Here is a 25760-nt window from a genome sequence, read left to right on the forward strand (position 1 = left end):
CATGCCGCAGGCTCGGCAGGAGCGAGGACACGCCCTGAAAGGCAAGCCTCTGAATGGCAAGTCGGTCAAGGCAAGCCCGGCAAGGCAAACCTGACAGGCAAACCTGACAGGCAAGCCCAGGAATGCAGACAGTTCAATAGGCCAGCGGTCTTCCGCCGGCAACGCACCTTCCCCGCGCGTGGCGCGGTGGGCGGTATCAAGGATTTCCAGTCGAGGTACCGACGGGGCAGCAATGAAAACGTGGTTCAAGCGCATTTTGATAGGCCTGGTAGTGTTGGTTGTCGTGGCCGTCGTCGGCCTGGCCATCTTCTTGCTGACATTCGACCCCAACGCGTACAAGTACAAGCTGGAAGAGCTTGTCCAGGAACGCTATCAACGCACGTTGACGATCGACGGCGAGATCGAGCTATCGCTCTTCCCGCGGATCGGCCTGTACGTGCAGGGCGTGTCCCTGTCCGAACCCAATAGCACCGACACATTTGCCTCCATTGAGAGCACGCGGCTTGCCGTGGCCGTGTGGCCGCTGCTGTCCAACAGCTTTGTCGTGGACCACGTCGCCATCAGCGGGCTGAAAGCGCGTGTGGTGCGGGACAAGCAGGGCCAATTCAATTTCAGCAATCTGGTGGGCGGCACGCAGCCGGTCACCGATGCGCCCAGCAACCCGGCCGAAGCCCTGGTAGGTGCGGCCCAGACCGCCGCGCAGGCGATCACCAGCGGCAACATGCCGCCGACGCGCAACAACATGCAGATCGACATCGCCGGCCTGGACCTGAAGGACGGCGAAGTGCAGCTGCAGGACGCGATAACGGGCATGGCGGTCGCGTTCACGCGCATCAACGCCAACACCGGCCGCGTCACGTTCAATCAGCCGTTCGACGTGCGCATGACGGCGCGCGTCGAAGGCGGCTATCCGCGCGTGGATGCCAACCTGACCGGCCAGGCGCTGCTGACGCTGGACCCTTCCGCCAAGCGCTATGCCGCACAGCGGCTGGACCTGCGCATGGACGGCAAGCTGCCCGGCGCCGAGGCCAAGAGCCTGGTGATGCGCGGCAACCTGGCGTTCAACGGCCAGAAGTCCGCGCTGGACGTCGGTGGCCTGGAACTGCTGTTCCAGGGCGACGTGACCGAACCCTCGGTCAAGGCGACCAATGTGGAAGCCAGCGTGGCGATCCCCAAGCTGGCGATCGATCCGCACAAGAGCCAACTCCAGATCGAAAAGCTTGCCGTGCGCGCCAAGGGCGGCGTGGTTGATGGCCCATTCGAACTGGCTGTCGATGCGCCGGCGCTCAATATTTCCCCCGCGTCGGCTACCGGCGAGGCCCTGACGGGCCGGGTGCGGATCAGCGGCCTGGATGCCAGCTTCGGTCTGAACGGCATCAGCGGAAACGCCGGCGAACTGGATATCAAGGAAGCCAAGCTGGACAGCACGTCCAAGAAGGGCGATCGTGTGGTGAAGCTGAATTTCGCGTCACCGCTCAGCCTGAACCTGCTGATGCGCAGCGGCGCCATGTCGGCGTTGCGTGGCGACGTGAACATCACCGATCCTGGCCTGCCCAAGGGCAGCCTGCAGATTCCGGTGATCGGCAGCCTGACGGTGGACCTGCTCAAGGATCAGGCCACCAGCAAGATCAATGCGGTGCTGGAAGGCGGCAAGTTCGATCTCAGCGCCGACATCACGAAACTGACCGACACGCCGCAGATGAAGTTCGCGCTGGTCGTGGACACGCTGGATCTGGACAAGCTGGTGCCGCCCGTGGTGGCCGCGCCGCCCAAGCCGCCCGCGGACGGCAAGAAGGACGACAGCAAGCCCGCGCCGGCCCCGGCCCCCGCCGCACCGGTCGATGACACGATCAACCTGTCGGCGCTGGTCGGCCCCAGCGTCAACGGCACGCTGAAGGTCGGCAAGCTGGTCGTGCGCGGCTTGAAGGCCGACGAAGTCTCGGCCTCGGTCAAGCTGGACAAGGGCAAGCTCGACATCTCCGACCTCGCGGCAGGCCTCTACGGCGGCAAGCTGGCGGGGGCGCTGTCCGTGGACGCGGCGCAGGGCAATCAGATCGCCACCAAGATGACGCTGGCCGGCATCGCGATCGAACCGCTGCTGGTGGATCTGGCCAAGCGCAACGTGCTGAGCGGCACGGGCAACCTGTCGCTGGACCTGAAGACCGGCGGCGCCAACGTCTACGCGATGAAGAGCGGCCTGGGTGGCACGCTGCAATTGAAGCTGCGGGATGGCGCCGTGAAGGGCATCGATCTGACGCAGACGTTGCGCGACCTGAAAGCCCGCTTCTCGCCGGATGCGCAGAACGAAACGGTGGCTGCGGACACGGGCAAGCAGACGCAGTTCTCGGAACTGGACGCGGACTTCGCCATCGCCAAGGGCATTGCTACCGTGAAGCGCCTGAACTTCGTGTCGCCGCTGCTGCGCGTCACGCAGGGCGATCCCGCCACCATCGACTTCGTCAAGAGCGAGCTGGATCTGGTGGCGCGCGCGCGGGTCATCAACCCGGCTGCGAATCCCGATGGCAAGGAACTGATCGACCTGAAGGACGTGACCATTCCTGTCCATTTCAAGGGTCCGTTCGACAACCCCTCGTACACGCTGCTCTGGAAGGACGCCATCGGCGGCATTCTGAAGCGCAGCCTGGAGAACAAGCTCAAGGAAGCGGTCTCCGGCAAGGGCAAGAGCGGCGCCGCGGTGGACAAGGCCTTGAAAGGATTGCTGGGCAAATGAGCGCAGAACAGTTCCAGCCGATCGCCGAATGCGGCGTGACGACGCAGGCCCAGGCGGCCGGCTACCATCGCCAGTGGCTGGTGGCCAATGATTCGGGGCAGTGGTTGAACCGCGAGCTGTGCCCCCGCCTGGCCGAGGTGTCGGTGGAGCTGCGTCTGGGCTACCTGGTGTTGAAGGCGCCAGGCATGCTGCGCATGGACATTCCGCTGGATGTGATCGAAGACGACGACAGCGTGCGTTACAGCATGATGGTGGGCGAGCAGACCATCGACGTCGTTGACGAAGGCGAGCTGGCCGCGGCCTGGATCTCGAACTTCGTGCAGGTGCCTTGCCGCATCATGAAGGTGCACCCGGAAACGCCCGTGTCCGCCTGGCCGGCCTGAACGCGGCCAGCGCCGGTTTTCAAGCGCCCGCTCGGGCTCGCTTGTATTCGAAAGCGGTGTGGGCCACGAGGCCCGCCGCGAGGCCCCAGAAGGCCGACCCAATTCCCCAGAAACTGAATCCCGACGCCGTCGCAAGCAGTGTGATGAGCGCGGCTTCGCGCCGTTGCGGGTTGGCCATGGCGGCGGCCATGCCGCCCATGATGGTGCCCAGCAGCGCCAGTCCGGCCAGCGCGGCCAGCAGCGCGGCGGGCAGTGCCTGGAAGAAGACTGCAACCGCGCCCGCGACGATGCTGAGCGCGACGTAGCTGACGCCGTAGGTGGCGGCGGCGATGTAGCGCTTGCCCGGGTCGGGATGCGCTTCGGGCCCGGTGCAGATGGCCGCGCTGATCGCGCCCATGGTGACGCTATGCGCGCCAAAGGGGGCGGCCACCAGGCCCAGCAGGCCGGTCGCGGCGACCAGGCGCGATGCGGGCGGACGGTAGCCTGCGGCCTGCAGGATGGCCAGACCGGGCAGGTTCTGCGAGGCCATGGCCACGACAAAGAGCGGAATGCCCAGGCTGACCGCGGCCTGCGCGCTGAAGGCGGGCGTGGTCCAGACGAATTCGGTCAGGCGCCAATCCAGCTGGTCGACCTGCATCAGGCCCATCCCCGCCGCCATGGCGACCGCCACGGCCATCACCACCAGCACCGCGTAACGCGGCGCCCAGCGGCGGCACAGCAGGTAGGCGGCGCACATGGCCAACACCAGCGCGGGCTGCTTGTTGATGTTGCTGAAGATGCCCATGCCGAAATTGAGCAGCACGCCGGCCAGCATGGCGGCGGCGACCTCGCCGGGAATGCGGCGCAAGATTGGATCGATCCAGCCGAACAGCCCGCAGGCCAGCGTCAGGCCGGCTGCCAGCACGAAGGCGCCGACGGCTTCATTGAAGGGGACGCCTGCCAGCGCGGTGACGAGCAGCGCCGCGCCGGGCGTGGACCACGCCATGACCACGGGCAGGCCCGTGCGCAGGCTGTAGAACGCGCCGCCCAGGCCCAGCACCAGGCTTAGCGAGCCGATCCACGAGCCGATGCGTGCGGCATCCAGGCCCGCGGCATGACCCGCCTGCACCATCAGCACGGCGGTGCCGCCAAAACTGACCAGGACGGCGACCAGTCCGGCAGCGACCGCGGACGCGGAGATGTCGCGGCGGGCGTGGTGCGGGGAGGGGGAAAGGTTGATGCTGGGCGGCGCCGCGTCGCTCATGCGGCACCGGTCAGGCGGCGGTACTTGGCCATGAGCTGTTCCTGGCCTTCATTCCATTGCGGGTGCAGCTCGATGCACTCCACGGGACAGACCACCTTGCATTGGGGCTCGTCGTGATGGCCGACGCATTCCGTGCACCGGTCGGGGTCGATGACGTAGTAGTCCTCGCCCATGGAGATCGCGTCGTTCGGGCACTGGGGCTCGCAAACGTCGCAATTGATGCATTCTTCGGTGATGGTCAGGGCCATGATGGGCAACGGAAAGGCGATTGGCCCGGCCATTGTAGCGCCGGGCGGCCGGGGCCCGGAAAGCGCGAAAAGGGCGCTTGCGCGCCCTTTCGGGGATGTTGCAGACGGGGCTTCAGCCCGGCCAGGACTGTTCGCGGCGTTCCTTGGCCTTTTCCTGCAGCCAGCGCTCGACCGACGGGAACACGAACTTGCTGACGTCGCCGCCAAGCTGGGCGATTTCGCGGACGATGGTGCCCGAGATGAACTGGTACTGGTCGGACGGCGTCATGAAGAGCGTCTCGACGTCGGGCAGCAGGTGGCGGTTCATGCCGGCCATCTGGAATTCGTATTCGAAGTCGGACACGGCGCGCAGCCCGCGCACGATGACGCGCCCATTCTGTTCGCGCACGAAGTCCTTGAGCAGGCCGCCAAAGCTTTGCACTTCCACGTTGGGATAGTGCCCCAGCACTTCGCGCGCGATATCCACGCGCTCGTCGATGCTGAAGAAGGGCTTCTTGTTGCGGCTAGTGGCGATCCCCACCACGACTTTGTCGAAAAGCGTGGCTGCACGGCGAACCAGGTCCTCGTGGCCCCTGGTCAGCGGGTCGAAAGTGCCGGGATAAACAGCGATGATCATGCGAGCTCCGTACCGTTATTAGTGGTGTACACCATCCTCCGAAGCCGGATTATTGATCGATTTGCGCAACGCAGCAAATTCCAGAAGATGGAAGTGGACGGCGCCGGCCTTGTCCTGCCGCAGAATCTGGAATCCTTCGGGCGCTTCGATGGCGGATTCCGCCTCGACATAGACTAGTCCATGATCGGTCAGAATGCCCGGCAGGATCGGCCACAGGCGCGGCAGCCAGCCCTGTCCAAAGGGCGGATCCAGCAGGATGAGGTCAAACCGGGACGCATCCATCCGTTCGGCGACCTGCATCGCATCGCCCACATGGATGCGTATCATGTCGGCTTTGAGCTTGTCGCGCAGTGTCCGCAGCGCGGACGCGGCGGTCCTGTCCCGCTCGACCATCTGCACATGCGCCACGCCGCGCGAGGCCGCCTCGAAGCCCAGGGCGCCGCTGCCGGCAAAAAGATCCAGCACCTGCTTGTCGGCGAATTCGCCGCCCCACAGGTGTGTAAGCCAGTTGAAAAGCGTTTCGCGGACCCGGTCGGGCGTGGGACGCAGCGTCTCCACGTCGGGCACGGCGATGGGGGTGCGCCTGTATTGGCCCCCGACGATACGAATATACTTGTTACCCATGTTTAGCCGCTTCTTCAAGAAAAAATCCCCTCCGCCCGCCACGCCGGCTCAGCCCGCGTCGCCGCCGGAGGTTGTCGACGCGCCAGTCGCGCCCGCGGAGCCGTCTTCGGCTCCGTCCAGCCCGACGCCTGCGTCGCCTGCTCCCGAGCTTCGTCAGGAACCGGTTGCGCCGGTTGCAGCGCCGGTCACTGCGCCTGTGACGGCGCCCGTTCCGGCGGCGCCTATGCCAGCACCGTCCGTCTCGGCAACGCCTGCGCCGGTCACGACGTCTGCACAGCCTGCGCCGACTCCGACTCCGACTCCGACTCCGGCCGCGCCGTCCCTCACGCGTACCGCGCCGGCTTCCGCACCGGTCGCGGCGTCTGCAGCAGCCGCTGGCGCCGCTCCCGCCACTGAGCCGTTCCGTGCACCGCAGCCGCCCGTCCCGGCGCCTGCACCGGTGGTCGCGCCCGTGCCGGCACCTGCGCCTGTAGTCCCGGCACCTGCTCCTGCGACCCCGGCACCTGCGCCGGTATCAACGCTTGCGCCTGTCGCGGCGCCTGCGCCGGTTGTCCCAGCTGTCCCGGAACCCGCACCCGCCGAGGCGCCCAAGAAGGCCTCCTGGCTGTCGCGCCTGAAGCAAGGACTGTCCCGCACGGGCCAAAGCATCGGCGGCATTTTTGTCGGCGTGAAGGTCGACGAGAACCTGTTCGAGGAACTCGAATCGGCCCTCATTATGGCCGATGCCGGCCTTGAGGCCACCGAGAAGCTTCTGACCGCGCTGCGCGCGCGCGTCAAGAAGGAACGCATCGAAGACCCGGCCAAGGTGAAGACGGCGTTGCGCCAACTGCTGGCCGATCATCTGCGTCCGCTGGAGCGCGCCTTTGATCTGAAGCGCACGCAACCGCTGGTGGTCATGATTGCCGGCGTGAACGGCGCGGGCAAGACCACGTCCATCGGCAAGCTGGCGCATACGTTCCAGCGCCAGGGCGCCAGCGTGCTGCTGGCCGCCGGCGACACGTTCCGCGCCGCCGCTCGCGAGCAGTTGGTGGAATGGGGCAGCCGCAACAACGTCAGCGTGATTTCGCAGGATGGCGGCGATCCCGCCGCCGTGGCGTTCGACTCGGTCAATGCCGGTCGCGCGCGCGGCATGGGCGTGGTGATGGTGGATACGGCCGGCCGTCTGCCCACGCAGCTGCACCTGATGGAAGAACTGAAGAAGATCCGACGCGTCATCGGCAAGGCGGACGTCAGCGCGCCGCACGAGGTGCTGCTGGTGGTGGACGGCAACACGGGTCAGAATGCGCTGGCGCAGATCCGCGCTTTCGACGCCGCGATCAACCTGACCGGCCTGGTCGTGACCAAGCTGGACGGCACCGCCAAGGGCGGCACGCTGGCCGCCGTCGCAGCCGGCAGCCAAGGCGTGCGCCCGGTGCCGGTGTACTGGATCGGCGTCGGCGAAAGCCTGGAAGACCTGCAGCCCTTCGTGGCGGACGAGTTCGCGGCGGCGTTGCTGGCCGACTGAGTCCGTTCATTCGGAACTCATCGCTGTCTTGCAAGAGGCCGTAAAGGCCCAGGAAGACCCATCTGACGGGACGACGCGAAAGCGCCGTCCCGTTGTCGTTTCCGGGGCACGCGCAGCCACGAATAGCGCTGCGAACGGCGCGGTCAGCGGCGTCCACCAACGGCGCCAGGCGCAGCGCCGCCAGCGCCACCCGCAGCGCCGGCGTCCGCCTTACCCGATCTGACCCATCGCCGGATCGCTGATCAGATCCTTGCCCGTCTCCATCCGACCGGCAAAGCGCCGCTGGAACGCCGCATACCCCTCGCAAGCAACCGCGAAGTCATACCATTGGCCGCTGTCGCTGACCGGCCACGCAAGCTCGCCGGTCTGTCCAGGTTCGACCGTCGCAGTCCAAGGCCCGTCGCCGCGGTACGCCATCGCCTTGACGGTGAACGTGCAAGCCGTCGCGCCATTGTTGTGCAGCTTGACCTGCACCTGCGGATCATCACACGGCACGTAGCACACCTGTATCTCCGGCTGAGCGCCGCCCGCCTGCATCAGATCGCCTGCGAACGCGCGGTGAAAACCGTTCGGCCCCAGCACCCACAGGTCGTACTTGCCCGCGTCGCCTGACACGTCCCACGCGTCGTCCAGCGACTTGCCCGCTTCAACCACATAACGGCGCGGGATGCGGTCCAGATGCAGCTTGTCGTACACATGGAACACCGCCGCCGTCTTGGCCGAGCTGGCGTTGGCGAACAGCAGCCGGACCCGGTTCTCACGCACGTCCTCGCGGGCGCTGGTGTGCAGTTCATACGGCAACGCACGCGAGGGCCGTGTGCCTTGCGCCTGCGGGGCCAGCGTCTGTTGCGCCGGGATGGCGATAGCCGGTTGTGCCTCCTGCCAAGTGGTCAGGCCGTCGGCGTCCGTCTTGGTGGTGCGGCCGGACAGCGTGGGCAGCGGCGCGCCGTTGGGCGACACGAAGTTCAGCGTGGACGTGAGGTCGCCGCACACGGCGCGGCGGAATGCGCTGATGTTGGGTTCCATGACGCCGAAGCGCTGTTCGAGAAAGCGCAACGCCGAGGTGTGGTCGAACACCTGCGAATTGACCCAGCCGCCACGGCTCCACGGCGAGATCACCCACATCGGCACGCGCATGCCGGGACCGTAGGGTTTGCCATCGGCGGTCAACTGCTTGGGCGTGGCGGGCGTGTAGGTGTTGTACTCGAAGGCCATCTCGGCGTCCGTCAGCGTGGACTTGCCGGCCAGCGTGCCGTCGTCGTTGCGGGACGGCGCGCTGGGTGTGGGCATGTGGTCGAAGAAGCCGTCGTTCTCGTCGTACGTGACCAGGAACACGGTCTTGCTCCAGACCTCGGGCGACTGCGTCAGCGCGTCCAGCGCGGCCTGGATGTACCACGCACCCTTTGCGGGGCTCGACGGGCCGGGGTGCTCGCTATACGCCGCCGGCGGGATGATCCACGACACCTCGGGCAGCGTGCCGTTCATCACGTCGTCGCGCAGGCTTTGCAGCAAGCCGCCGTCCGGCATGGTGTTGCCAAAGCCCTTGGCAAATGGGCTGAACTGGTCGTCGATGGCCGGGTTGTACGCGGGACCGCCCTGGTTCGTGACCTGGCGGTCCGTCGGCATCTTTTCGATCTCGGCGCGCCAGTGGCGAAAGCTCATCATCTCGTTGCAGCCGAAGTTGTCGGGGATGTTCTGGTAGACCTTCCAGATCACGCCGGCCTGCTGCAGGCGGTCGGCGTATGTCGTCCAGGTCCAGCCCTCGGTCGAAGGCCCCACGTCGGCGCCGTCGTTCATCTCGTTCATCACGACCGACACGTTGTCGCCGCTGGGGCCGTTGGTGCCTGTCCAGAAGAAGAGGCGGTTGGGGATCGTGCCCGCGTGCATCGCACAGTGGTAGCTGTCGCACAGCGTGAAGGCGTCGGCCAGCGCGCGGTGGAACGGCACTTCGGCGGTCTCGTAGTAGCCCATCGACAACGGCTGCTTGGCGCTGGGCCAGCGGTTCATGCGGCCGTGGTCCCAGGCGGCCTGACAGTTCGGCCACGAGTGCGGCGTGCTGCCCGCGCGCTGCGCGTTGCCCAGCCGCGCGTCCAGGTGATAAGGCAGTTCCAGCGTGCCGTCGCTGCGCGTTTGATGGAATACCGACTTGCCGTTGGCGAGCGGAATGGGGAAGCGGTCGCCGAAGCCGCGCACGCCCGGGAAGGTGCCAAAGTAGCCGTCGAATGAGCGGTTTTCCAGCATCAGCATCACGACGTGCTTGACGTCCTGGATGGTGCCGGTGGGGCTGTCGGCTTCAATCGCGAGGGCGCGGCGGATGCTGGGCGGAAACATCGACAAGGCGCTCATCGCGGCGGTGGCGCCGAGCGTGGTCGTGAAGAACTTTCTCTTGGAGGCGTCGATCGTCATTGGCTGTTCTGTCTGGAGTTTGCAGGAAACGGCAGCACTGCCGGCATCATGGCGCACAATGCGCCGCGCAGGTAGTCGGGGCGGGCGTGGTGGGCGTAGTGGGCGTCGTGGTGGGGGGCGGCGCCGGTTCGTCCGTGTCGTCGTCGTCGCCGCCGCATGCGGCAAGCGAGAACACCAGCGAAAGCGCGCAGCAGGCCGCGAGGCCGCGTCTGGCAATGACCAGGAAGGGGGAAATGGTTTGCATGACTCTGAGTGCGTGGATGGGCGGACGGCCCGCGCTGGCCGTTGCGCCGTCACACAGGACGAGTGTCGGGCGGAAGCTGCGGGCCACGAATGCGCCCGGCAGTGTGTCCGGACGACAGCCAATGAGTATTGGCACGCCGGATGTCGACGAATTGACAGGGGCCTGACGCGAAGCTGTCAGGCGCCCCTTTTTTGAAACGCCATGCTAGATGCGTGTCCAGGTGAAATCGAATTCAACGCGGGACTTTCGCATGGGTTAAACGCGCGCGATGCGCGCTACTTCCAGAACGGTTTGCTGCGCGCGAGGTCGTCGAAGGCCTGCTGCGCTTCGACGACCAGTTCGTCCAAGCGTGCGCTGATCCAGCCCAGCGCGAACCAGGCTTGCGGATGCGTCGCCGTACACGACTGGTAGTAGTCCTTCGCCATCGCCAGGTCGTTGATTTCGCCCAGCACGTCCTGCACGCGGGACAGCAGCTTGCGATAGCCGCGCAGCTTGCTGGCGGGCAGCAGCGATTCAGCGAACGACAGGCCATAGCGCAGGCGCTTGCCGCGCTTGCGCAGATCGTGGCGGGCGGGGATGTCCAGTGCCGCGAAATGCGTACCCTGGTCGGCCACCTTGTCGTGCCAGCGGTGCAGGCGGCGGGCGAGCAGCTTGTGCAGGTGCTGCGGCTCGGGTTCCGGCGTCAGCATCGGGATGATGGTGGGCTTGACGATGGGACCGGCCACACCGCCTTCCAGCCGGATGGCGGGCTCGGGCGCGGCGTCGCTGGGGGTGCCGTTGGCGATGGTCTGGCTGTCCGTGTCAGGTTGCACGGGCGGCACGTCGAGCGACCATTCCAGTAGCGTGAGCAACCATGCCTGGAAGGCCTGGCCGCCCGCGATGGTCTGCGCGTCTTCGTCGGGCGGCGCGGCTTCCATCGGGATCACGGGCATGCCGGCGCGCAGCAGCGCGGGGGCAACGGTCTCGTTCAGCACGTCCTGATCGCGGTTGGCGCCGAAGGCCGCGAAGTGCGTGCGCACGCCCTGCAGCAACGCGTCGGGCACCGGGGCGATCCAGCCGTCGAAGAGCTTCCAGGCCGACCGCAGCCGGCGCACGCCGACGCGCAGTTGATGCACGTGTTCGGAGTTGCCGGCGCGGTAGACGCCTTCCGTGTCGACCTCGGCCAGCACCGCCGCATTGCGGCAGATCTGGTCCAGACATTCGGCCGCGATCGCGCCCATGGCCTGCGGCGGCGTCATGTCGTCGCGCAGCTTCACGGACGACGCACCGCGCGGGGCCCAGAACTGGGCGATGGCCTGCGCGCGGCGCGCTTCGTGGTCATCGCCGGCAGCGGCGTCGACCTCGGCGAGGCGATTCGCCAACTGGGCCAGCGCGTCGCCGCGTTCGGATTTGCTGCGGGGGTCCAGGATCAGCGCATGACGCTGTTGCCAGCCGCGCGCCGCCGCGAAGATGGCGGCGGGACGGCCCGACACCAGTTCGAATTCCAGTTCGGAGATCGGCAATTCCAGCGCGCCGGCGCGCAGGATGCCGGTGTCGTAGGCCAGCTCGACCGTGCCGAAGCGCGTGCGGATCTTGCGCAAGAGGCGCTGCACGTCGGTTTCGTAGCGCAGGCCCAGTTCGCCCTTGATGGCGGACAGCGGGCCCTCGACGTCGGTGCCGGCATAGACGGACAGGTCGAGCACGGGACCGGGCCGCGGGTGGTTCATCTCGATGCGCGAGATCGCATCGGCGCCGGGCATCTTCAGCGTCTGCACCCAATCGGAGCCTTCCTGCCGCAGCCGGATGGCGATGCGCGCCCGCGCAAGCTCGCGTTCCGGCGTGTCGAAATACATGGCATGCAAGCGAATGCGCGTGGCCTCGCGTTGCTTGACTTCACGCAGCACGGCCTGGCGTGAAGCCGTGGGCACGTGCAGTTTCAATTCCTGTTCCGACATGGCAGCGGGTGTCCAACGGCAAAAGCCAAGATGTTAATCAAGGCGGGGGTGCGTTTTGATGACCGTTCATATTTTGTTCACATTGAGCATAGACGTGATCGCGGCGCAAAAACAAGGCGGCCCATCAAGGGCGAGGAGGCGCTTTTGCGTTGCTTGCGAACAGAAAGGAAAGTGCGGATGTCAGTCACCGGAACGCGCTCGCTCAAAGAAAACGCCGCCCCATGTGGGGCGGCGAAGGGAGCGCGAGTCAGGGGAAACCGACAGGCGTAAAGCGGTGCGGGGGCGCTACAGGATGCGTTTGCGCGCCTGGGTGATGATGACTTCGGCCAGCACGACGACTACGAAGATCGCGGCCAGCACCAGCGCGACGCGGTCCCACTGGAACAGGTTCAGCGCGGTATCCAGCGCCATGCCGATGCCGCCGGCGCCGACCAGTCCCAGCACCGCGGATTCGCGCACGTTGATGTCCCAGCGCAGCAGCACGATGGACCAGAACGCCGGGCGGATCTGCGGCCAGTAGGCGTACCAGATCACCGAGGCCTTGCTTGCGCCGGTGGCCGTGACGGCTTCGATGGGGCCGCGCTGGGCTTCCTCGATGGCTTCGCCGACCAGCTTGCCGACAAAGCCGATCGAGCGGAAGGCGATGGCCAGCGTGCCGGCCAGGGCGCCCGGTCCGAAGATGGCGATGAATAGCAGCGCCCACACCAGCGAGTTGACCGAACGGCTGGACACCAGGATCAGGCGGGCCAGCATGTTGATGGTCTTGCTGGGCGTGAGGTTGTTGGCCGCCAGCAGACCCACCGGGACCGCCATGAACACCGAAAGAATGGTGCCCAAGGTGGCGATGTGCAACGTTTCGATCAGGGCCGCGTGTACACCATCGGGGTAGTAGGCCCAATCGATCGGCCACATCCGGCGGAAGAGGTCGGCCATCTGTTCCGGTGCGTCGTACAGGAACTCGGGGATGACCTCCACGCCGCGTATTGCTTGCACGACCGCCGCCACCAGCAGCAAGTACAGCGCAAAGCGCAGCAGGCGCTGGCCCATGCTGTAGCGCTGCCAGACACGCGGCTGGCCGGCGGGGTTCAAGGGGGAGACGTGGGCGTTCATTCTTCCACCTCCGCCTTGCGCGCGGCCGTCGGCTTGCCGCTGCCCAGACCGCGGGCGCCAGCGAAGCGGCTTTGCAGGATGCGGTCAAAGCCCAGGTTGTCCAGGAACACCGCCCGCACGAAGCCGGCCAGGATTTCACCCAGCATGATGATCGCGATCAGGGTCAGCAGGATGGCGCTGACGAAGTCGTAATCGAAGCGCTGGAAGGCCGAGAACAACGTGCCGCCCACGCCGCCCGCGCCCACGATCCCCACCATGGTGGAGTTGCGCAGGTTGGAGTCGAACTGATAGGTGGCAAAGCCGATGAAACGCGCGAACACCTGCGGCAGCACGCCGAACACGATGACGTTGGAGAACGACGCGCCGGTCGCGCGCACCGCTTCGACCTGCTTGAGCGAGATCTCCTCGATGGCTTCGGTGAAAAGCTTGCCGATGAAGCCGATGGACGCGACGGTCAGCGCCAGGATGCCGGCCAGCGCGCCAAAGCCCACGGCCTTGACGAACAGGATGGCGACGATGACCGGGTGCAGCGCGCGGCACAGCGCGACGATTGAACGCGCGGGCCACGAAATCCAGGCGGGCATCAGGTTGCGCGCGCCCAGGAGGCCCACGGGCAGGGCAAGGAAGATGCCCAGCATCGACGCCAGGACCGCGATTTCAAGACTTTCGGCGATGCCCTTCCACAAGGTGGCGGGCTTTTCGAAATTGGGCGGGAACATGCGCGCCAGGAACGTCGACGCATGGCCCATGCCGGCTTCGAAGCGCGACCAGCTGAAGTCCAGCTGTGCGGCGGCATAGACGGTGTAGAGCACCAGCAGCAGCACGCCTGCCTTGGCGCGCCCTGACATGGCGAAGGGGCGGATGCCGCCCCGGGGTTGCGTCATTCCAGCCAAGACTCGCCTCCATAGATGGTCTTGAGCATGGTCGCGTCCAGGCCCTGGCCGTCGCCGTCGTAGACTACGTGGCCGCCCGACATGCCCACGATGCGCGTGGCATAGCGGCGCGCCAGTTCGACGTCGTGGATGTTGACGATGACGGGAATGCCCGAGGCGCTGCCCTGCGCGGACAGCAGTTCCATGATTTCGACGGAGGTCTTGGGATCCAGCGACGACGTCGGCTCGTCGGCCAGCAGCACCTGCGGGCGCTGCATCAGCGCGCGGGCAATGCCCACGCGCTGGCGCTGGCCGCCCGACAGCGCATCGGCGCGCTGGTCGGCAAACCCGGCCAGGCCCACGGTGTCGAGCAGCTTGTAGGCGTGCTCGATGTCCTCGGGCTCGAAGCGGCGCATCCAGGCCTTCATGGCCGAGGTGTACCCCAGCCGGCCGGTCAGCAGGTTTTCCATCACGGTCAGGCGTTCGACTAGGTTGTATTCCTGGAACACCATGCCGATGCGGCGGCGCGCGCGGCGCAGCGACGCGCCGCGCACTTGCGCCAGGTCCACGGTGCCGTCCTGGGACTGCAGGATGATCTCGCCCTTGGTGGGTTCGATCAGCCGGTTGATGCAGCGCAGGAGCGTGCTTTTGCCAGTGCCCGAAGGACCGATGATGGCGGTGAGCCCCTGACCGGCGATCTGCAGGTCAATGCCGTTCAGTACCGGCCGGCCGGCACGGTATTCCTTGACCAGGCCGGAAATGCGTAGCGACGTCGTCATGCTGGATTACTTCTTGCTCTTTGCGGATTCGCGGTCGTAGGCCGCGCGGTTGAAGCTTTCGCCACCGGATTCAGCGACCTGGCGGACGATGGCCCAGTCCTTCTCGTACGTCACCGGGTAGAAGCGGTCGGCGTTGTCGAAGGCCTTGGACATTTCCGGCGGGAAGCGGTAGTCGTAGAAGCACTTGAGCATCTGGTCGCGGAACTTCGGTTCCAGGTCATGCGCGTAGGCGAACGACGAAGTCGGGAATTTTTCGCTGGTGTAGATGATGCGGAAATCGGCTTCCTTGACTTGGCCGCGTTCGACCATGCGCTTGAAGACGTCCGATGCCACGGCGGCGGCGTCGTAGTCGCCGGAGTTCACGCCCATGACCGACTGGTCGTGCTTGCCGGAGAAGATGACCTTGTAGTCTTTGTCGGGCGTCAGGCCTTCCTTCGGGAACAGGGCGACGGGCGCCATGTGGCCGGAGTTCGACGAGGGCGCGGTGTGCGCGAGCTTCTTGCCCTTCAGGTCGGTCAGCTTCTGGTAGGGGCTGTCCTTCTTGACGATGACGATCAGGTTGTAGCCCTGGAAGCCGTCGGCATAGCCCTTCACGGCAAACGGCACGGCGCCGGCGATGTTCACGGCAAAGGCGGTGGGACCGGTCGAGAAGCCGCCGACGTGCAGGCGGCCCGAGCGCATGGCTTCGATTTCAGCCGCGTTGCTCTGCACCTGATAGAACACGACGCGCTTGCCCGTGCATTCGGACAGGTGCTTGGTGAAGGGCTTGAAGATGTCTTCGTACACGGCCGGATCTTCGACCGGCGTGTAGGTGAACACCAGCGTGGAAGGCGTCTTGAGCTTGGACGCGTCGGTGGGGGTGTCGGCCACCAGGTCCTTGTTCGAGTCGCAATACATCTGATCAAGATCGCCGCGGTTCGAGCAGGTGTCGGCGGCCTGGGCGGCGGAAGCTCCAAAAGCGAATGCGGCCAGCGCGGCCGCCTGCATAAGACGCAAGGCTTGCATCGTGTGTCTCCTCGTGTAGGTATGAATTGAATCTTTGCTGAATTCAAACACACAACGGGGGACGGCACACTCGGGAAAGTCCCTGCCTTTCTTTTCGTCTTTTGTTCGTTTTGTTCGCTTTGCGTTCGTTTTTGCGCGAAAACGCGCTCAGCCCCGAAAGCCCAGCTTGCGGGAGATTTCCTGGGCGCATGCGATAAGCGGACGCGCGATCGCGCCGTCCCACGACACGTCGAACAGACCGGTGGGGCCGAGGCTGGTCAGCGCCAGCACGATGCTGCCCGTGTTGTCGAACACCGGCACCGACAGCGCGTCCACGCCTGGCAGCGGATTGCCCAGCGCGCGGGCCATGCCGTGCACGCGGATGTCGGCCAGTTGCGCCTCGATGTTGGCGCGGGAGGCCTTGCGTGGCGGCGGCACGCTGGCGATGACGGCGGTGTCGCCTTCCTCGCGCGCGATGTAGTGCTCACTGACCTTGGGCGGCAGCCACGCCGCAAACACCAGGCCGGTGGCGGTGTGCAGCATGGACATCACGGTGCCCTTGCGCATGTTCACGTGGACCGGATAGCTGGCTTCGGTCATGTGGATCATGGTGGGGCCGTGCGAGCCCAGCACCGCGATGCCCAGCGTGTGGCCGATGTCGGACTGCAGCTTGGCGATTTCCGGCATGGCGACGCGCACCGGGTCCAGGCGCTGCAGGCTGACCAACCCCATCTGCAGGGCGAAGGGACCCAGCTCGTACTGGCCGGTGACGGCGTCCTGCTGCACCAGTCCGACGCGGATGAAGCTCACGAGGTACGGGTGCGCCTTGGCGGACGTCATGCCCGCGCCGGCTGCCAGGTCGCGCAGCGTCAGGGGCTTGCCCGCGTCGACCAGCGCGGCCAGCAGCGGCACGCCGACCTCGATGGACTGGATGCTGCGGCGGCCGTCGTTGGCGGCGGGCGCCGCGGTCTTGGAAGTTGCCACGGTATGCTGACCTTAAACCGTTAAGCCGGCTGGACTTGGGAGGACTGGCGCGCGGCAAGCAGCCGGTCGGCCATTTCGACGAAGCCGCCGCCGCCATGAAAGGCGGCGACAAAGGCGGGGCGGTGCGTCAGGCGGTGCAACTGGGCCTGGATGTTGGCCACGCCGACCGAGATCGGGAAGTAGGCGAACATCGGCTCATCGTTGGGCGAATCGCCAATGAACAGCGTGCTGTCCAGGGCGCCGGCCACGTCCATGCCGAACTCGCGCTGGAACATCGTGCGCGTCATGGTGAGCTTGTCGTAGTCGCCAAACCAGCCGTTGACGTGGATGGAGCTGACCTTGGCCTGCGCGCCGGCGTCCTGGAAGATCTGGACGATGCGGCTGATCGCGGCGTCGGGCAGGGCGGGCACGTCTTCGCAGAAATCGATGGCCAGGTCCGCCACGCGGTAATCCTGGTCGCTGGCGACGGCGCTGCCGGGCACTTCAGCCAGGACGCGGTCGCGGATCGCGTCCAGCCGCTTGCGGCTTTCCTGGCGCGAGGCGGCGTCGGTCCAGTAGTGCGTGGTCATGCGGCGGGCCTGACGGTCGTAGGCGTAATAGAACGCGCCGTTCTCGCCGACCACGGCGCGCACCGGCCACATGCGGGCGATGTGGTCGCACCAGCCGGCCGGGCGGCCGGTGATCGGCACGACCTGGATGCCGGCCTGTTCCAGGCGTTCAAGTGCGGCGTACGCGTCGGCCGGCAGGCGGCCTTCGGTGGTCAGCGTGTCGTCGATGTCGGTCAAGACGACGCGGACGGCTGCCGCGACGTTCAAAGGCATGGCCGCAAGGGCTTGCATGAGGTTTTTCCTTCGTTTTTCTGGGGGATCTCCGGGCGAAAGTTTAACCGGATGCCCCTGTCCGGACGGGGCGGCAAGACGCCAATAGGGGTTCGGCCCGTGAGGGCGGTAAAATCCGGGCTTTCCCGCCTGGTTTACGTGTCACGCCATGTCCGTCCAGTTGTCCTCCTTGTCCGGCTCCGAGCCGGAATCCTTCGGCATCGCTTCGGTTGCCGAGATCATCGCCGAGCTGCGCGCCGGCCGCATCGTCATTCTGGTTGATGAAGAAGACCGCGAAAACGAGGGCGACCTCGTCATGGCCGCCGAATTCGTCACGCCTGAAGCCATCAACTTCATGGTTACCCACGGCCGCGGTCTCGTGTGCCTGACGCTGACCGAAGAACGCTGCCGCCAGCTTGAGCTGCCGATGATGGCCGCCCGCAACGGCACCCGTTACGGCACCAATTTCACGCAGTCCATCGAAGCCGCCGAAGGCGTCGAGACCGGCATTTCGGCCGCCGACCGCGCCCGCACCATCCAGGTGGCCGTGGCGCGCGACGCCAAGCCAGCCGATCTGGTCCAGCCCGGCCACATCTTCCCGGTGCGCGCCGTACCCGGCGGCGTGCTGGTGCGCGCCGGCCACACCGAGGCCGGCTGCGACCTGACCGCCATGGCGGGCCTGACGCCCGCCGCCGTCATCTGCGAAATCCTCAAACCCGATGGCACGATGGCCCGCCTGCCGGACCTGGTTGAGTTCGCTCGCCAGCACGACCTGAAGATCGGCACCATCGCCGACCTGATCCAATACCGCAGCGAGCACGAGTCCATCGTCAAGCGCGTGGGCAAGCGCACCATGCAGACGGCCTGGGGCACGTTCGAGGCCGTGGCCTACGAAGACGCCGCCACCGGCTCCGCCCATTTGGCGCTGGTGCATGGTAATGTGACTCCCGACGCCGAGACGCTGGTGCGCGTGCACGAGCCGGCGTCCGTGCTGGATGTGCTGGATACCGGCGCCAGCCCGCATAGCTGGGGCGTGGCCCAGGCGCTCGAGGCCATCGCCGCCGCCCCGGCCGGCGTGCTGGTGCTGATGAACTGCCAGTCTTCCACGGAACATCTGTTTGGCCAGATTGCAGGTTGGAACGACCCGATGGCGCAGGCCAATCCTGCGAACGCCGACCGCTTCGGTCTGCGCACCTACGGGATCGGCGCCCAGATTCTGCGCGACCTGAACGTGGGGCAAATGAGGCTCCTGGCCCGGCCGCGCAAGATGCCCAGCATGGCGGGCTTCTCGCTCACCATTACGGGTTACGATTGCGACCCGCAGAACACTCCCGCAACACACTGAAGGCCGACACATGAACCCTTACATCCTTACCCCCGACCTGAACGGCGAAGGGCTGCACATCGGCATCGTACGCGCCCGCTTCAATGAAGAAATCGGCCAGGCCGAACTCGAAGCGTGCCTGAAGGAACTGGCCGAACTGGGCGTGGACGAGCGCGACGTCATGGTCGCCACCGTGCCCGGCGCCCTGGAACTGGGCGTGGCCCTGTCCCACATGGCCGAAACGTTCGAGTTCGACGCCCTGATCGCGCTGGGCGCGGTCATCCGCGGCGAAACCTATCACTTTGAAGTGGTCAGCAATGAAATGGCCACGGCAATCACCCGTATCTCCCTCGAAACCGGCGTCCCCGTCGCGAACGGCGTGCTGACCGTCGACACCGACGAGCAGGCGCAGGCCCGCGCGGCCGGCAAGGGCCGCGACTGCGCCCAGGTGGCCGTCGAAATGGCCAATCTGGTGGCAGCGCTGGAACCCGAGGAAGAAGACGAAGACGAAGACGACGAGGACGAAGATTTTGACGACGAAGAAGACGACGACCAGCGCTGATAGCGCGGCGCAGGCCCGCGCCAACGCGCGCAGCGCGCGCCGCCGTGCGCGCGAATTCGCGCTGCAGGGCGTGTACGCGTGGCTGCTGCGCGGCGGCGAAGGCACGCAGGACGCCGGCGAGATCGACGCCCATCTGCGCGACACGGAGGACTTCTCCGAGGCCGACGCGCAATGGTTCAAGACCTTGCTGCACGGCGTGCTGCGCGAAGCGCCCACCCTGCGCGAACGCTTCACGCCCTACGTCGACCGCCCGCTGGCCGAGTTGTCGCCCGTTGAGCATGGCATCCTGCTGATCGGTAGCTTCGAACTGATTCATCACGTCGAAGTCCCGTACAAGGTCGCCATCAACGAGGCCGTGGAACTTGCCAAGTCGTTTGGCGGCACCGACGGCTTCAAGTTCGTCAACGGCGTGCTCGACAAGCTTGCCGCCGACGTTCGCGCGCACGAAGTCCAGGCCGCGGCGCAACAACGCCGATAGGGGGGCGGAGTCCCCCCCCGCAGCGCTTCGCGCTTCCCCCCAGGGGGCGCCGCTGCGGACCGGCGGAGCCCGGATCCGCGCGGCCCCGCTGCGGGGCACCCGTTAGAAGTCGACGGCGATTCTTGAACGCCGCTTAGGAGGCGCGGTGGCGTCTGAATTTGATCTGATTGCGCGCTACTTCACGCGTGCCGCGCCGGCCGACCTGTTAGGTGTTGGCGACGACTGCGCGCTGTTTCCTGTTCCGCCCGGTGAACAGGTGGCCACCAGCACGGATCTGCTGCTGGAAGGCCGGCATTTCTTTCCCGATGTTGATCCCAAAGCGCTGGGCCACAAGGCGCTGGCGGTGAATCTGTCCGACTTGGCTGCCATGGGCGCGCGCCCGATTGGCTGCGTGCTGGGCCTGGCGTTGCCCCACTTGCGTGAGCCGTGGCTGGCGGCGTTTGCCGAGGGCTTTCACGCGTTGGCGGCGGCCCATGGCTGCCCGCTGATTGGCGGCGACACCACGCGCAGCGCGCACGATCTGGCGATCAGCGTGACGGTGTTCGGCTCGGTGCCGGCTGGACAGGCGCTGCGCCGCGACGGCGCGCGAGGCGGCGACGACATCTGGGTTTCCGGCGAACTGGGCGCGGCCGACGTGGCCTATCGGCTGCTGGATGGGCAGTATCCGGCCGACGCGGCACTGCTGGCCGCTACCCGTGGCGCGCTCGAGTGGCCCGAGCCGCAAGTGGCGCTGGGCCTTGCGCTGCGCGGCATCGCGAATGCGGCGATCGATCTGTCCGACGGCCTGTTGCAGGACCTGGGCCACATCCTGGCCGCCAGCCGCGCGGGCGCCTGCCTGCGGTTTGCGGACTTGCCCATGGCGCCGGCGCTGTCGGGCCTGGATGCCGCACCGCTGCAACGCGCGCTGCTGGGCGGGGGCGACGTCTACCAACTGTGTTTCACCGCGCCAGCGTCTCGGCGCGAAGCGGTGCTGGCGGCCGCCGCCTCTGCCGGCTCCCGGGTGACCCGCGTGGGCGAGATTTTGCCGCAGCCCGGCATGACCGTCGTCGATGCGCAAGGCCAGCCGCTGGCGGACCTGCCCGCCGGCTTCGATCACTTTCCCGCGGACTGATCCGCGGCCTCCTGTCGTTCTGACCCAACTCCCATGTCTTCCACTGATAAGCACTCCACCTCCATGCGCGATCGCAGCCGGGCCGCGTACCCGGCCGTGTCCTGGGTCTGCCGTGATCCCGGCCGGCTGATCGCGTTCGGCTTTGGCAGCGGACTGATCCGACCTGCCTCCGGTACGTGGGGCACGCTGCTTGCTTGGGGCATCTGGGTGGCGGCGGCGCCTGCGGCGTCGGACCTGGCCATCGGCGTGTTTCTGGCCCTGGCATTTCTCTACGGATGCTGGGCCTGCCATCGCGTCGGCCGAGAACTCCAGCAGCCGGATCATGTCGGAATGGTCTGGGATGAGATGGTGGCGTTCTGGCTGGTGCTGTGGCTGACGCCGGCCGGTTGGTTGTCGCAGGCGCTGGCGTTCGTGCTGTTCCGCACGTTCGACATCGTCAAGCCGCCACCCATCAAGTTCTTCGACGCCCATATCAAGGGCGGCTTCGGAGTCATGTGGGACGATATCGTGGCTGCCGGCTACGCCTTGCTGGTGATGGCGCTGGTGGCCCGCACAGGAGTCTTGGGATGAACGATCAGCTTGAAGGCGCGCGGACCAATCTGTCGGCCGCGCAGTTGTCGGAAGCGACGATACTCGGCCTGTCCGAACGATTGGGCGACGTGCTGCGGCAGCAGGGGTGGATGCTGGGCACCGCCGAATCCTGCACCGGCGGCCTGTTGGCCGGCGCTATTACCGCGGTGGCCGGTTCCAGCGAATGGTTCGAGCGCGGCTTCGTCACTTACAGCAACGACGCCAAGGTTACCGAACTGGAGGTGTCGCCTGAAACGCTGCATCACTTTGGCGCGGTCAGCGAACCCATCGCGCTGGAAATGGCCAACGGCGTGCTGCTGGCCGTGCCCAATGCGCACGTCGCGATGTCGACCACCGGCATCGCCGGTCCGGGCGGCGCGACGCCGGGCAAACCGGTGGGCATGGTGTGCTTCGGCTTTGCCATGCGGGTGGGCGACGGCATCAGCAGCCGCGCGGTGACGCATGTGTTCCAGGGCGACCGGGGGCAGGTGCGCCAGGCGGCGGTGGAGTTCGCGCTGCGGGCGGTGCTGGAATTTGCCGGCGTGCCGATCAACCGGCGCTGAAATCCCGCGCCGGTTTTACCGGCGCAGAATCCTGGCGCTAAAAAGCCAGCGCAGAAATTTCCGGCGCTGAAATGAAAAAAGCCGCTGCACCGTGCTTTTACGCACCGTTCAGCGGCTTTTGCCGCTTCTGACGAATCAGCGGACCGCGTTGATCGCGTCGCGCAGGCCCTTGGCGGCTTCAGCGGAGGCCTCGCGCCAATCGTCGCCGCCGCTGGCGTAGATGATGGCGCGCGACGAGTTGATCATCATGCCGTTGCGCGCCGCGTTGGCGCCGGCGTTCACGGTGGCGGTGATGTCGCCGCCTTGTGCGCCGATGCCCGGCACCAGCAGGGGCAGGGCGTCGCCGATGCGCTGACGCACGGCGGCCAGTTCATTCGGGAACGTCGCACCCACCACCAGGCCGCATTGGCCGTTGGCATTCCATTTGTCGGCCACCAGGCCCGCGACGTGCAGGTACAGCGGCTCGCCATTGTCCATCTTCAGGAATTGCAGGTCCGAGCCGCCGGGATTGGACGTGCGGCACAGGACGATCACACCGCGATCGCGCCACGCCAGGTAAGGTTCCACCGAGTCCAGGCCCATGTACGGGCTGACGGTCAGCGCGTGCGCCTGGTAGCGCTCGTAGGCTTCGCGGGCGTAGTTTTCCGCGGTGGAGCCGATGTCGCCACGCTTGGCGTCCAGCACGATGGGCAGGTCCGGGTGCTTGTCGCGGATGTGCTGGCACAGCGCTTCGAGCTGATCTTCGGCACGGTGCGCGGCAAAATACGCGATCTGCGGCTTGAAGCTGCAGGCATACGGCGCGGTGGCGTCGACGATGTCGCGGCAGAACTGGAAGATGGCGTCCGGCTTGTCCTGCAATTCGCGCGGGAAGCGCTGCGGGTCGGGATCCAGCCCGACTTGCAGGAGCGAGTTGCTGGTGGTCCAGGCGTGTTCGAGTTTTTGCAGGAAATTCATGGGATTCAGTGCAGTTTGACCCGCGGGCGCGTACGCCGCATCAGCAGGCGGGCCAGGGCGAGGGAGACGGTACGCGAGGCGCCCAGCACCGCGCGGTGGTGCATCAGGTGCAGGCTCATGTACATCAGGCGCGCCAGTGTACCGCTTACGAACAGTCCCCGTCCGGCCAGCTTGCCCATCAGGCTGCCTACGCCGGCGTCCTGGCCCAGCGACACCAGCGACCCGTGATCCTGGTAGACATAAGGCTCGGTGGGCTCGGGGTTGTTGCGCAGCCGGGCCGTCAGTTTCTTGGCCAGGTAGTCGGCCTGCTGGTGCGCGGCCTGCGCGCGGGCCGGCACGGTGCGGCCGTCGCGCCACGGCGCCGCGCAGCAATCGCCCAGCGCCACGATGTGCGGGTCGGGCGTTTCGAGCCGCTCGTTGACTTCGATCTGCCCCAGCTTGTTCAGCGGCAGTCCCAGGTCGGCCAAGAGCGCCGGACCCTTGATGCCCGCAGCCCACATGCACAACTGCGCCGGAAACTCGCGGCCGTCGGCGGTGCGCACGGTGTTGTCCGTTACCTCGGACACCCGGCAGGAGGTCTCGACGCGGATGCCCAGTTCGGTCAGGCGTTTGGTCGCCGCGACCGAAATCTTTTCGGGCAGCGCGGACAGGATGCGCGGCGCGCCTTCGACCAGCGTGATCGCCAGATCGCGATCCGCGCGGAAGTTCGGCAGGCCATAGGCGCTGACGACGTGGCTGGCTTCGGTCAGTTCCACCGCCAGTTCCACGCCGGTGGCGCCGCCGCCGACGATCACCAGGTCCAGGCGCGCGGACGGATTGCGCACCTTGGCCTGGTCCACCAGCGCCATGGCCTTGAGCATGGTCAGGCGGAATTGCTCGGCGTTTTCGGTGGTGTCCAGCGTGACCGCATGTTCAGCCGCGCCGGGCGTGTTGAAGAAATTGGACGTGCTGCCCAGCGCCAGCACCAGCGTGTCGTACGCCAGTTCGCGGCGCGGCAGGACTTCCTGGCCTTGCGCGTCGTTGACGGCGTCCACCGTGATCAACCGGCGTTCGCGGTCGATGCTTTCAAGGCGGCCCTGGGTGAACGAGAAGCCGTCCAGGTGAGCCAGCATCAGGTACGAAAGGCCTTCCTGGTGGATGTCCAGCGTGCCCGCCGCCGCTTCATGCAGCGAAGGCTTCCAGATATGGAATGGGCGGCTGTCGACCAGGGTGATGTGTTCGCGGCCGTGTGTACGGCCCAGTTTGGCGGCCAGTTCGAGGCCGCCTGCGCCACCGCCGACGATGACGATGCGCTTGGAGGGTGCTGACGTCGATTGAGGCATCATGGCTCCCAGTATAAATAGAGTCGCATCCCCGTCGCGGTGCGAACCCGTGTCAATGCATGACGAAACGGCTGATGGCCACCCCCACCCAGACCGTTCCGGCAAATATAAGCAGCAGCATCACCGCTGCGCTGCCCAGGTCCTTGGCCCGCCCCAGAAGGGGATGGCGTTCGACGGACAGCGCATCGGCAAGCGCTTCGATGGCGGAATTGAGCAGTTCAGCCGCCAGCACCATGACCACCACGCCCACCAGGAAGAACACTTCGACCGTGGTGCGGCCCAGAAAGAACGCCGCCGGAATCATCAGCACGGCCAGGGCCAGTTCCTGCCGGAAGGCCGCCTCGTATTTGACGGCCGCCTTCAGGCCCTGCCAGGAATAGCGCAGCGCATTGAGGATGCGGCGCGCGCCGCCGGTGCTCTTGAAGGGCGAGTGTTGCGGATCGTGGGTCATGGAATCGGAAGAAAGCCGTGGTGGCCGCTTTTTAACAGATAAGGGTTGCCCGCGTGGCACACCGCGTGCCTATGGGCAAACCCTAATTGTGACCCAACGGCAGCAGGCGCAGGATTCTGGTCAATTGGTAAGGCCACTTTACCGTTTCGTCCTGTCATCGAGCTGTCTTCCTCATGCCGATTCAGACCATCGAACCTCGCCGCCTGTATCGCCAGATCGCCGATCAGCTTCGCCTGCTGATCGAGGCCGGCGAGTTTCCGGCCGGTGCGCGGCTGCCGCCCGAGCGCGACCTGGCGCTGAAGCTGGGCGTGTCGCGGCCGTCGGTGCGCGAGGCGCTGATCGCGCTGGAGGTCGAAGGCTGGGTGGAAGTGCGCATGGGTTCGGGCGTGTACGTGCAAAGCCCGGGCGTCGCACCGCGCGCCAGCCTCACCGCCGAAAGCCCCCTTGAAACCATCCGCGCCCGCCGCACCATCGAAAGCGAACTGGCCGCCCAGGCCGCACTAAATCCGGTGCCCGCGCTGGTGGAGGGCCTGCGCGAAGCCGTCGACGCCATGGAAGACGAGGCACGGGCCGGCAGCGTGCCCATCCGCGGCGACCGGCTGTTTCACCTGCGCGTGGCCGAAATGGCCAACAACGCCGTGCTGGTGCGCGTCGTGGGCGAACTCTTCGACGAACGCCACAACCCGCTTTCCGTGAAGCTGGGCGATTACTTCGAGAATTCCGACAGCTGGGCCGTCGCCATCACCGAACACCGCCGCGTCATCGACGCCATCGCGGCCGGTGACGAACAGGGCGCGCGGGCCGCCATGCGTGACCATCTTTCCTGCTCGTACGACCGCCTGATGGCCAGCTGGCCCGGCGCGGCCGAAGCGTTGCGCGCTGAATAGCAATGGCTGCCGGCGCCCTTTACGGGCGCCGATGGCAGATCGCAGTCGCAGTACGAAG

The 25760-nt window shown here is 66.5% G+C and carries 26 protein-coding genes; 10 read left to right on the forward strand and 16 right to left on the reverse strand.

Annotation, left to right across the window (positions count from 1 at the left end; all coding sequences use genetic code 11):
• Nucleotides 1-232 precede the first annotated feature (232 nt).
• The gene (locus B3098_RS15355; protein ID WP_286897511.1) at nt 233-2731 is read left to right on the forward strand and encodes an AsmA family protein; all 2499 of its coding nucleotides are present in this window, start codon (nt 233-235) and stop codon (nt 2729-2731) included.
• Entirely contained in the window at nt 2728-3114 is a 387-nt protein-coding gene (locus tag B3098_RS15360) for an MOSC N-terminal beta barrel domain-containing protein (RefSeq protein WP_286897513.1), read from the forward strand. The genes B3098_RS15355 and B3098_RS15360 overlap by 4 nt, the downstream gene beginning before the upstream one ends.
• Nucleotides 3115-3133: 19 nt before the next feature.
• On the opposite strand, the gene B3098_RS15365 is transcribed toward B3098_RS15360, so the two are convergent.
• The 4 genes from B3098_RS15365 to rsmD form a co-directional block, all read right to left on the reverse strand.
• On the reverse strand, nt 3134-4357 hold the full coding sequence (locus B3098_RS15365) for a benzoate/H(+) symporter BenE family transporter (protein WP_175184641.1): 1224 nt from the start codon (nt 4355-4357) through the stop codon (nt 3134-3136).
• Nucleotides 4354-4605 (reverse strand): YfhL family 4Fe-4S dicluster ferredoxin, encoded by a 252-nt coding sequence (locus B3098_RS15370; protein ID WP_006391351.1) that lies wholly within the window; start codon nt 4603-4605, stop codon nt 4354-4356. Before B3098_RS15370 ends, B3098_RS15365 begins: the two co-directional genes overlap by 4 nt.
• A 112-nt stretch (nt 4606-4717) precedes the next feature.
• Nucleotides 4718-5221: a pantetheine-phosphate adenylyltransferase gene (gene coaD / locus B3098_RS15375; RefSeq protein WP_056325406.1), complete on the reverse strand. Its 504-nt coding sequence runs from the start codon at nt 5219-5221 to the stop codon at nt 4718-4720.
• 18 nt (nt 5222-5239) lie between these two features.
• Entirely contained in the window at nt 5240-5845 is a 606-nt protein-coding gene (gene rsmD, locus B3098_RS15380; protein ID WP_191578044.1) for a 16S rRNA (guanine(966)-N(2))-methyltransferase RsmD, read from the reverse strand.
• Between the two features lie 223 nt (nt 5846-6068).
• Here rsmD and ftsY point away from each other — a divergent pair, with 223 nt between their 5' ends.
• A complete protein-coding gene (ftsY, locus tag B3098_RS15385) occupies nt 6069-7349 on the forward strand; it encodes a signal recognition particle-docking protein FtsY (RefSeq protein WP_286897517.1) in 1281 nt (426 codons plus the stop codon).
• Nucleotides 7350-7559: 210 nt separating this feature from the next.
• Here ftsY and B3098_RS15390 read toward each other — a convergent pair whose 3' ends face one another.
• From B3098_RS15390 to B3098_RS15430, 9 genes are all read right to left on the reverse strand, one after another.
• A complete protein-coding gene (locus B3098_RS15390) occupies nt 7560-9755 on the reverse strand; it encodes a phosphocholine-specific phospholipase C (RefSeq protein ID WP_286897519.1) in 2196 nt (731 codons plus the stop codon).
• A gap of 46 nt (nt 9756-9801) precedes the next feature.
• On the reverse strand, nt 9802-9999 hold the full coding sequence (locus tag B3098_RS15395; protein WP_286897520.1) for a hypothetical protein: 198 nt from the start codon (nt 9997-9999) through the stop codon (nt 9802-9804).
• Nucleotides 10000-10274: 275 nt separating this feature from the next.
• Nucleotides 10275-11933, reverse strand: a complete 1659-nt coding sequence (locus B3098_RS15400; RefSeq protein ID WP_286897522.1) for a CYTH and CHAD domain-containing protein — start codon at nt 11931-11933, stop codon at nt 10275-10277.
• Nucleotides 11934-12218: 285 nt separating this feature from the next.
• The gene (gene phnE / locus B3098_RS15405) at nt 12219-13043 is read right to left on the reverse strand and encodes a phosphonate ABC transporter, permease protein PhnE (protein WP_175122559.1); all 825 of its coding nucleotides are present in this window, start codon (nt 13041-13043) and stop codon (nt 12219-12221) included.
• Complete coding sequence (gene phnE, locus B3098_RS15410) at nt 13040-13927, reverse strand: phosphonate ABC transporter, permease protein PhnE (protein ID WP_286897524.1); 888 nt, start codon at nt 13925-13927, stop codon at nt 13040-13042. Before phnE (B3098_RS15410) ends, phnE (B3098_RS15405) begins: the two co-directional genes overlap by 4 nt.
• A complete protein-coding gene (gene phnC, locus B3098_RS15415) occupies nt 13924-14694 on the reverse strand; it encodes a phosphonate ABC transporter ATP-binding protein (RefSeq protein ID WP_175122561.1) in 771 nt (256 codons plus the stop codon). The genes phnE (B3098_RS15410) and phnC overlap by 4 nt, the downstream gene beginning before the upstream one ends.
• A gap of 6 nt (nt 14695-14700) precedes the next feature.
• The gene (gene phnD / locus B3098_RS15420) at nt 14701-15699 is read right to left on the reverse strand and encodes a phosphate/phosphite/phosphonate ABC transporter substrate-binding protein (protein ID WP_056558855.1); all 999 of its coding nucleotides are present in this window, start codon (nt 15697-15699) and stop codon (nt 14701-14703) included.
• Nucleotides 15700-15846: 147 nt separating this feature from the next.
• Complete coding sequence (locus B3098_RS15425) at nt 15847-16662, reverse strand: IclR family transcriptional regulator (protein WP_105240545.1); 816 nt, start codon at nt 16660-16662, stop codon at nt 15847-15849.
• Between the two features lie 20 nt (nt 16663-16682).
• The gene (locus B3098_RS15430) at nt 16683-17501 is read right to left on the reverse strand and encodes an HAD-IIB family hydrolase (protein ID WP_175122562.1); all 819 of its coding nucleotides are present in this window, start codon (nt 17499-17501) and stop codon (nt 16683-16685) included.
• A gap of 148 nt (nt 17502-17649) precedes the next feature.
• Between B3098_RS15430 and ribBA the strand changes: the two genes are divergently transcribed.
• From ribBA to B3098_RS15460, 6 genes are all read left to right on the forward strand, one after another.
• Nucleotides 17650-18825, forward strand: coding sequence for a bifunctional 3,4-dihydroxy-2-butanone-4-phosphate synthase/GTP cyclohydrolase II (gene ribBA, locus B3098_RS15435; protein ID WP_286897529.1), 1176 nt, complete (start codon nt 17650-17652; stop codon nt 18823-18825).
• Nucleotides 18826-18835: 10 nt separating this feature from the next.
• Nucleotides 18836-19366 (forward strand): 6,7-dimethyl-8-ribityllumazine synthase, encoded by a 531-nt coding sequence (ribH, locus tag B3098_RS15440; RefSeq protein WP_175122564.1) that lies wholly within the window; start codon nt 18836-18838, stop codon nt 19364-19366.
• Nucleotides 19335-19844: a transcription antitermination factor NusB gene (gene nusB, locus B3098_RS15445; RefSeq protein ID WP_175122565.1), complete on the forward strand. Its 510-nt coding sequence runs from the start codon at nt 19335-19337 to the stop codon at nt 19842-19844. Before ribH ends, nusB begins: the two co-directional genes overlap by 32 nt.
• 145 nt (nt 19845-19989) lie before the next feature.
• Nucleotides 19990-20955 (forward strand): thiamine-phosphate kinase, encoded by a 966-nt coding sequence (thiL, locus tag B3098_RS15450; protein ID WP_286897531.1) that lies wholly within the window; start codon nt 19990-19992, stop codon nt 20953-20955.
• Nucleotides 20956-21018: 63 nt separating this feature from the next.
• Nucleotides 21019-21525: a phosphatidylglycerophosphatase A family protein gene (locus tag B3098_RS15455; protein WP_056558833.1), complete on the forward strand. Its 507-nt coding sequence runs from the start codon at nt 21019-21021 to the stop codon at nt 21523-21525.
• Complete coding sequence (locus B3098_RS15460) at nt 21522-22088, forward strand: CinA family protein (RefSeq protein ID WP_175137538.1); 567 nt, start codon at nt 21522-21524, stop codon at nt 22086-22088. The genes B3098_RS15455 and B3098_RS15460 overlap by 4 nt, the downstream gene beginning before the upstream one ends.
• A gap of 135 nt (nt 22089-22223) precedes the next feature.
• Here the strand turns inward: B3098_RS15460 and pyrF are convergent, their stop codons facing one another.
• The 3 genes from pyrF to B3098_RS15475 are packed head-to-tail and all read right to left on the reverse strand — an operon-like array spanning nt 22224 to nt 24815.
• A complete protein-coding gene (gene pyrF, locus B3098_RS15465) occupies nt 22224-23042 on the reverse strand; it encodes an orotidine-5'-phosphate decarboxylase (protein ID WP_175122568.1) in 819 nt (272 codons plus the stop codon).
• Between the two features lie 5 nt (nt 23043-23047).
• Complete coding sequence (locus tag B3098_RS15470; RefSeq protein ID WP_175137539.1) at nt 23048-24367, reverse strand: NAD(P)/FAD-dependent oxidoreductase; 1320 nt, start codon at nt 24365-24367, stop codon at nt 23048-23050.
• Nucleotides 24368-24416: 49 nt separating this feature from the next.
• Nucleotides 24417-24815: a diacylglycerol kinase gene (locus B3098_RS15475; RefSeq protein ID WP_056325453.1), complete on the reverse strand. Its 399-nt coding sequence runs from the start codon at nt 24813-24815 to the stop codon at nt 24417-24419.
• A 173-nt stretch (nt 24816-24988) separates the two neighbouring features.
• Between B3098_RS15475 and B3098_RS15480 the strand changes: the two genes are divergently transcribed.
• A complete protein-coding gene (locus tag B3098_RS15480; protein WP_175122570.1) occupies nt 24989-25702 on the forward strand; it encodes a FadR/GntR family transcriptional regulator in 714 nt (237 codons plus the stop codon).
• Nucleotides 25703-25760 lie beyond the last annotated feature (58 nt).

The sequence above is a fragment of the Achromobacter sp. UBA2119 genome, from assembly GCF_002331005.1.
Lineage (GTDB): Bacteria > Pseudomonadota > Gammaproteobacteria > Burkholderiales > Burkholderiaceae_B > Achromobacter > Achromobacter animicus.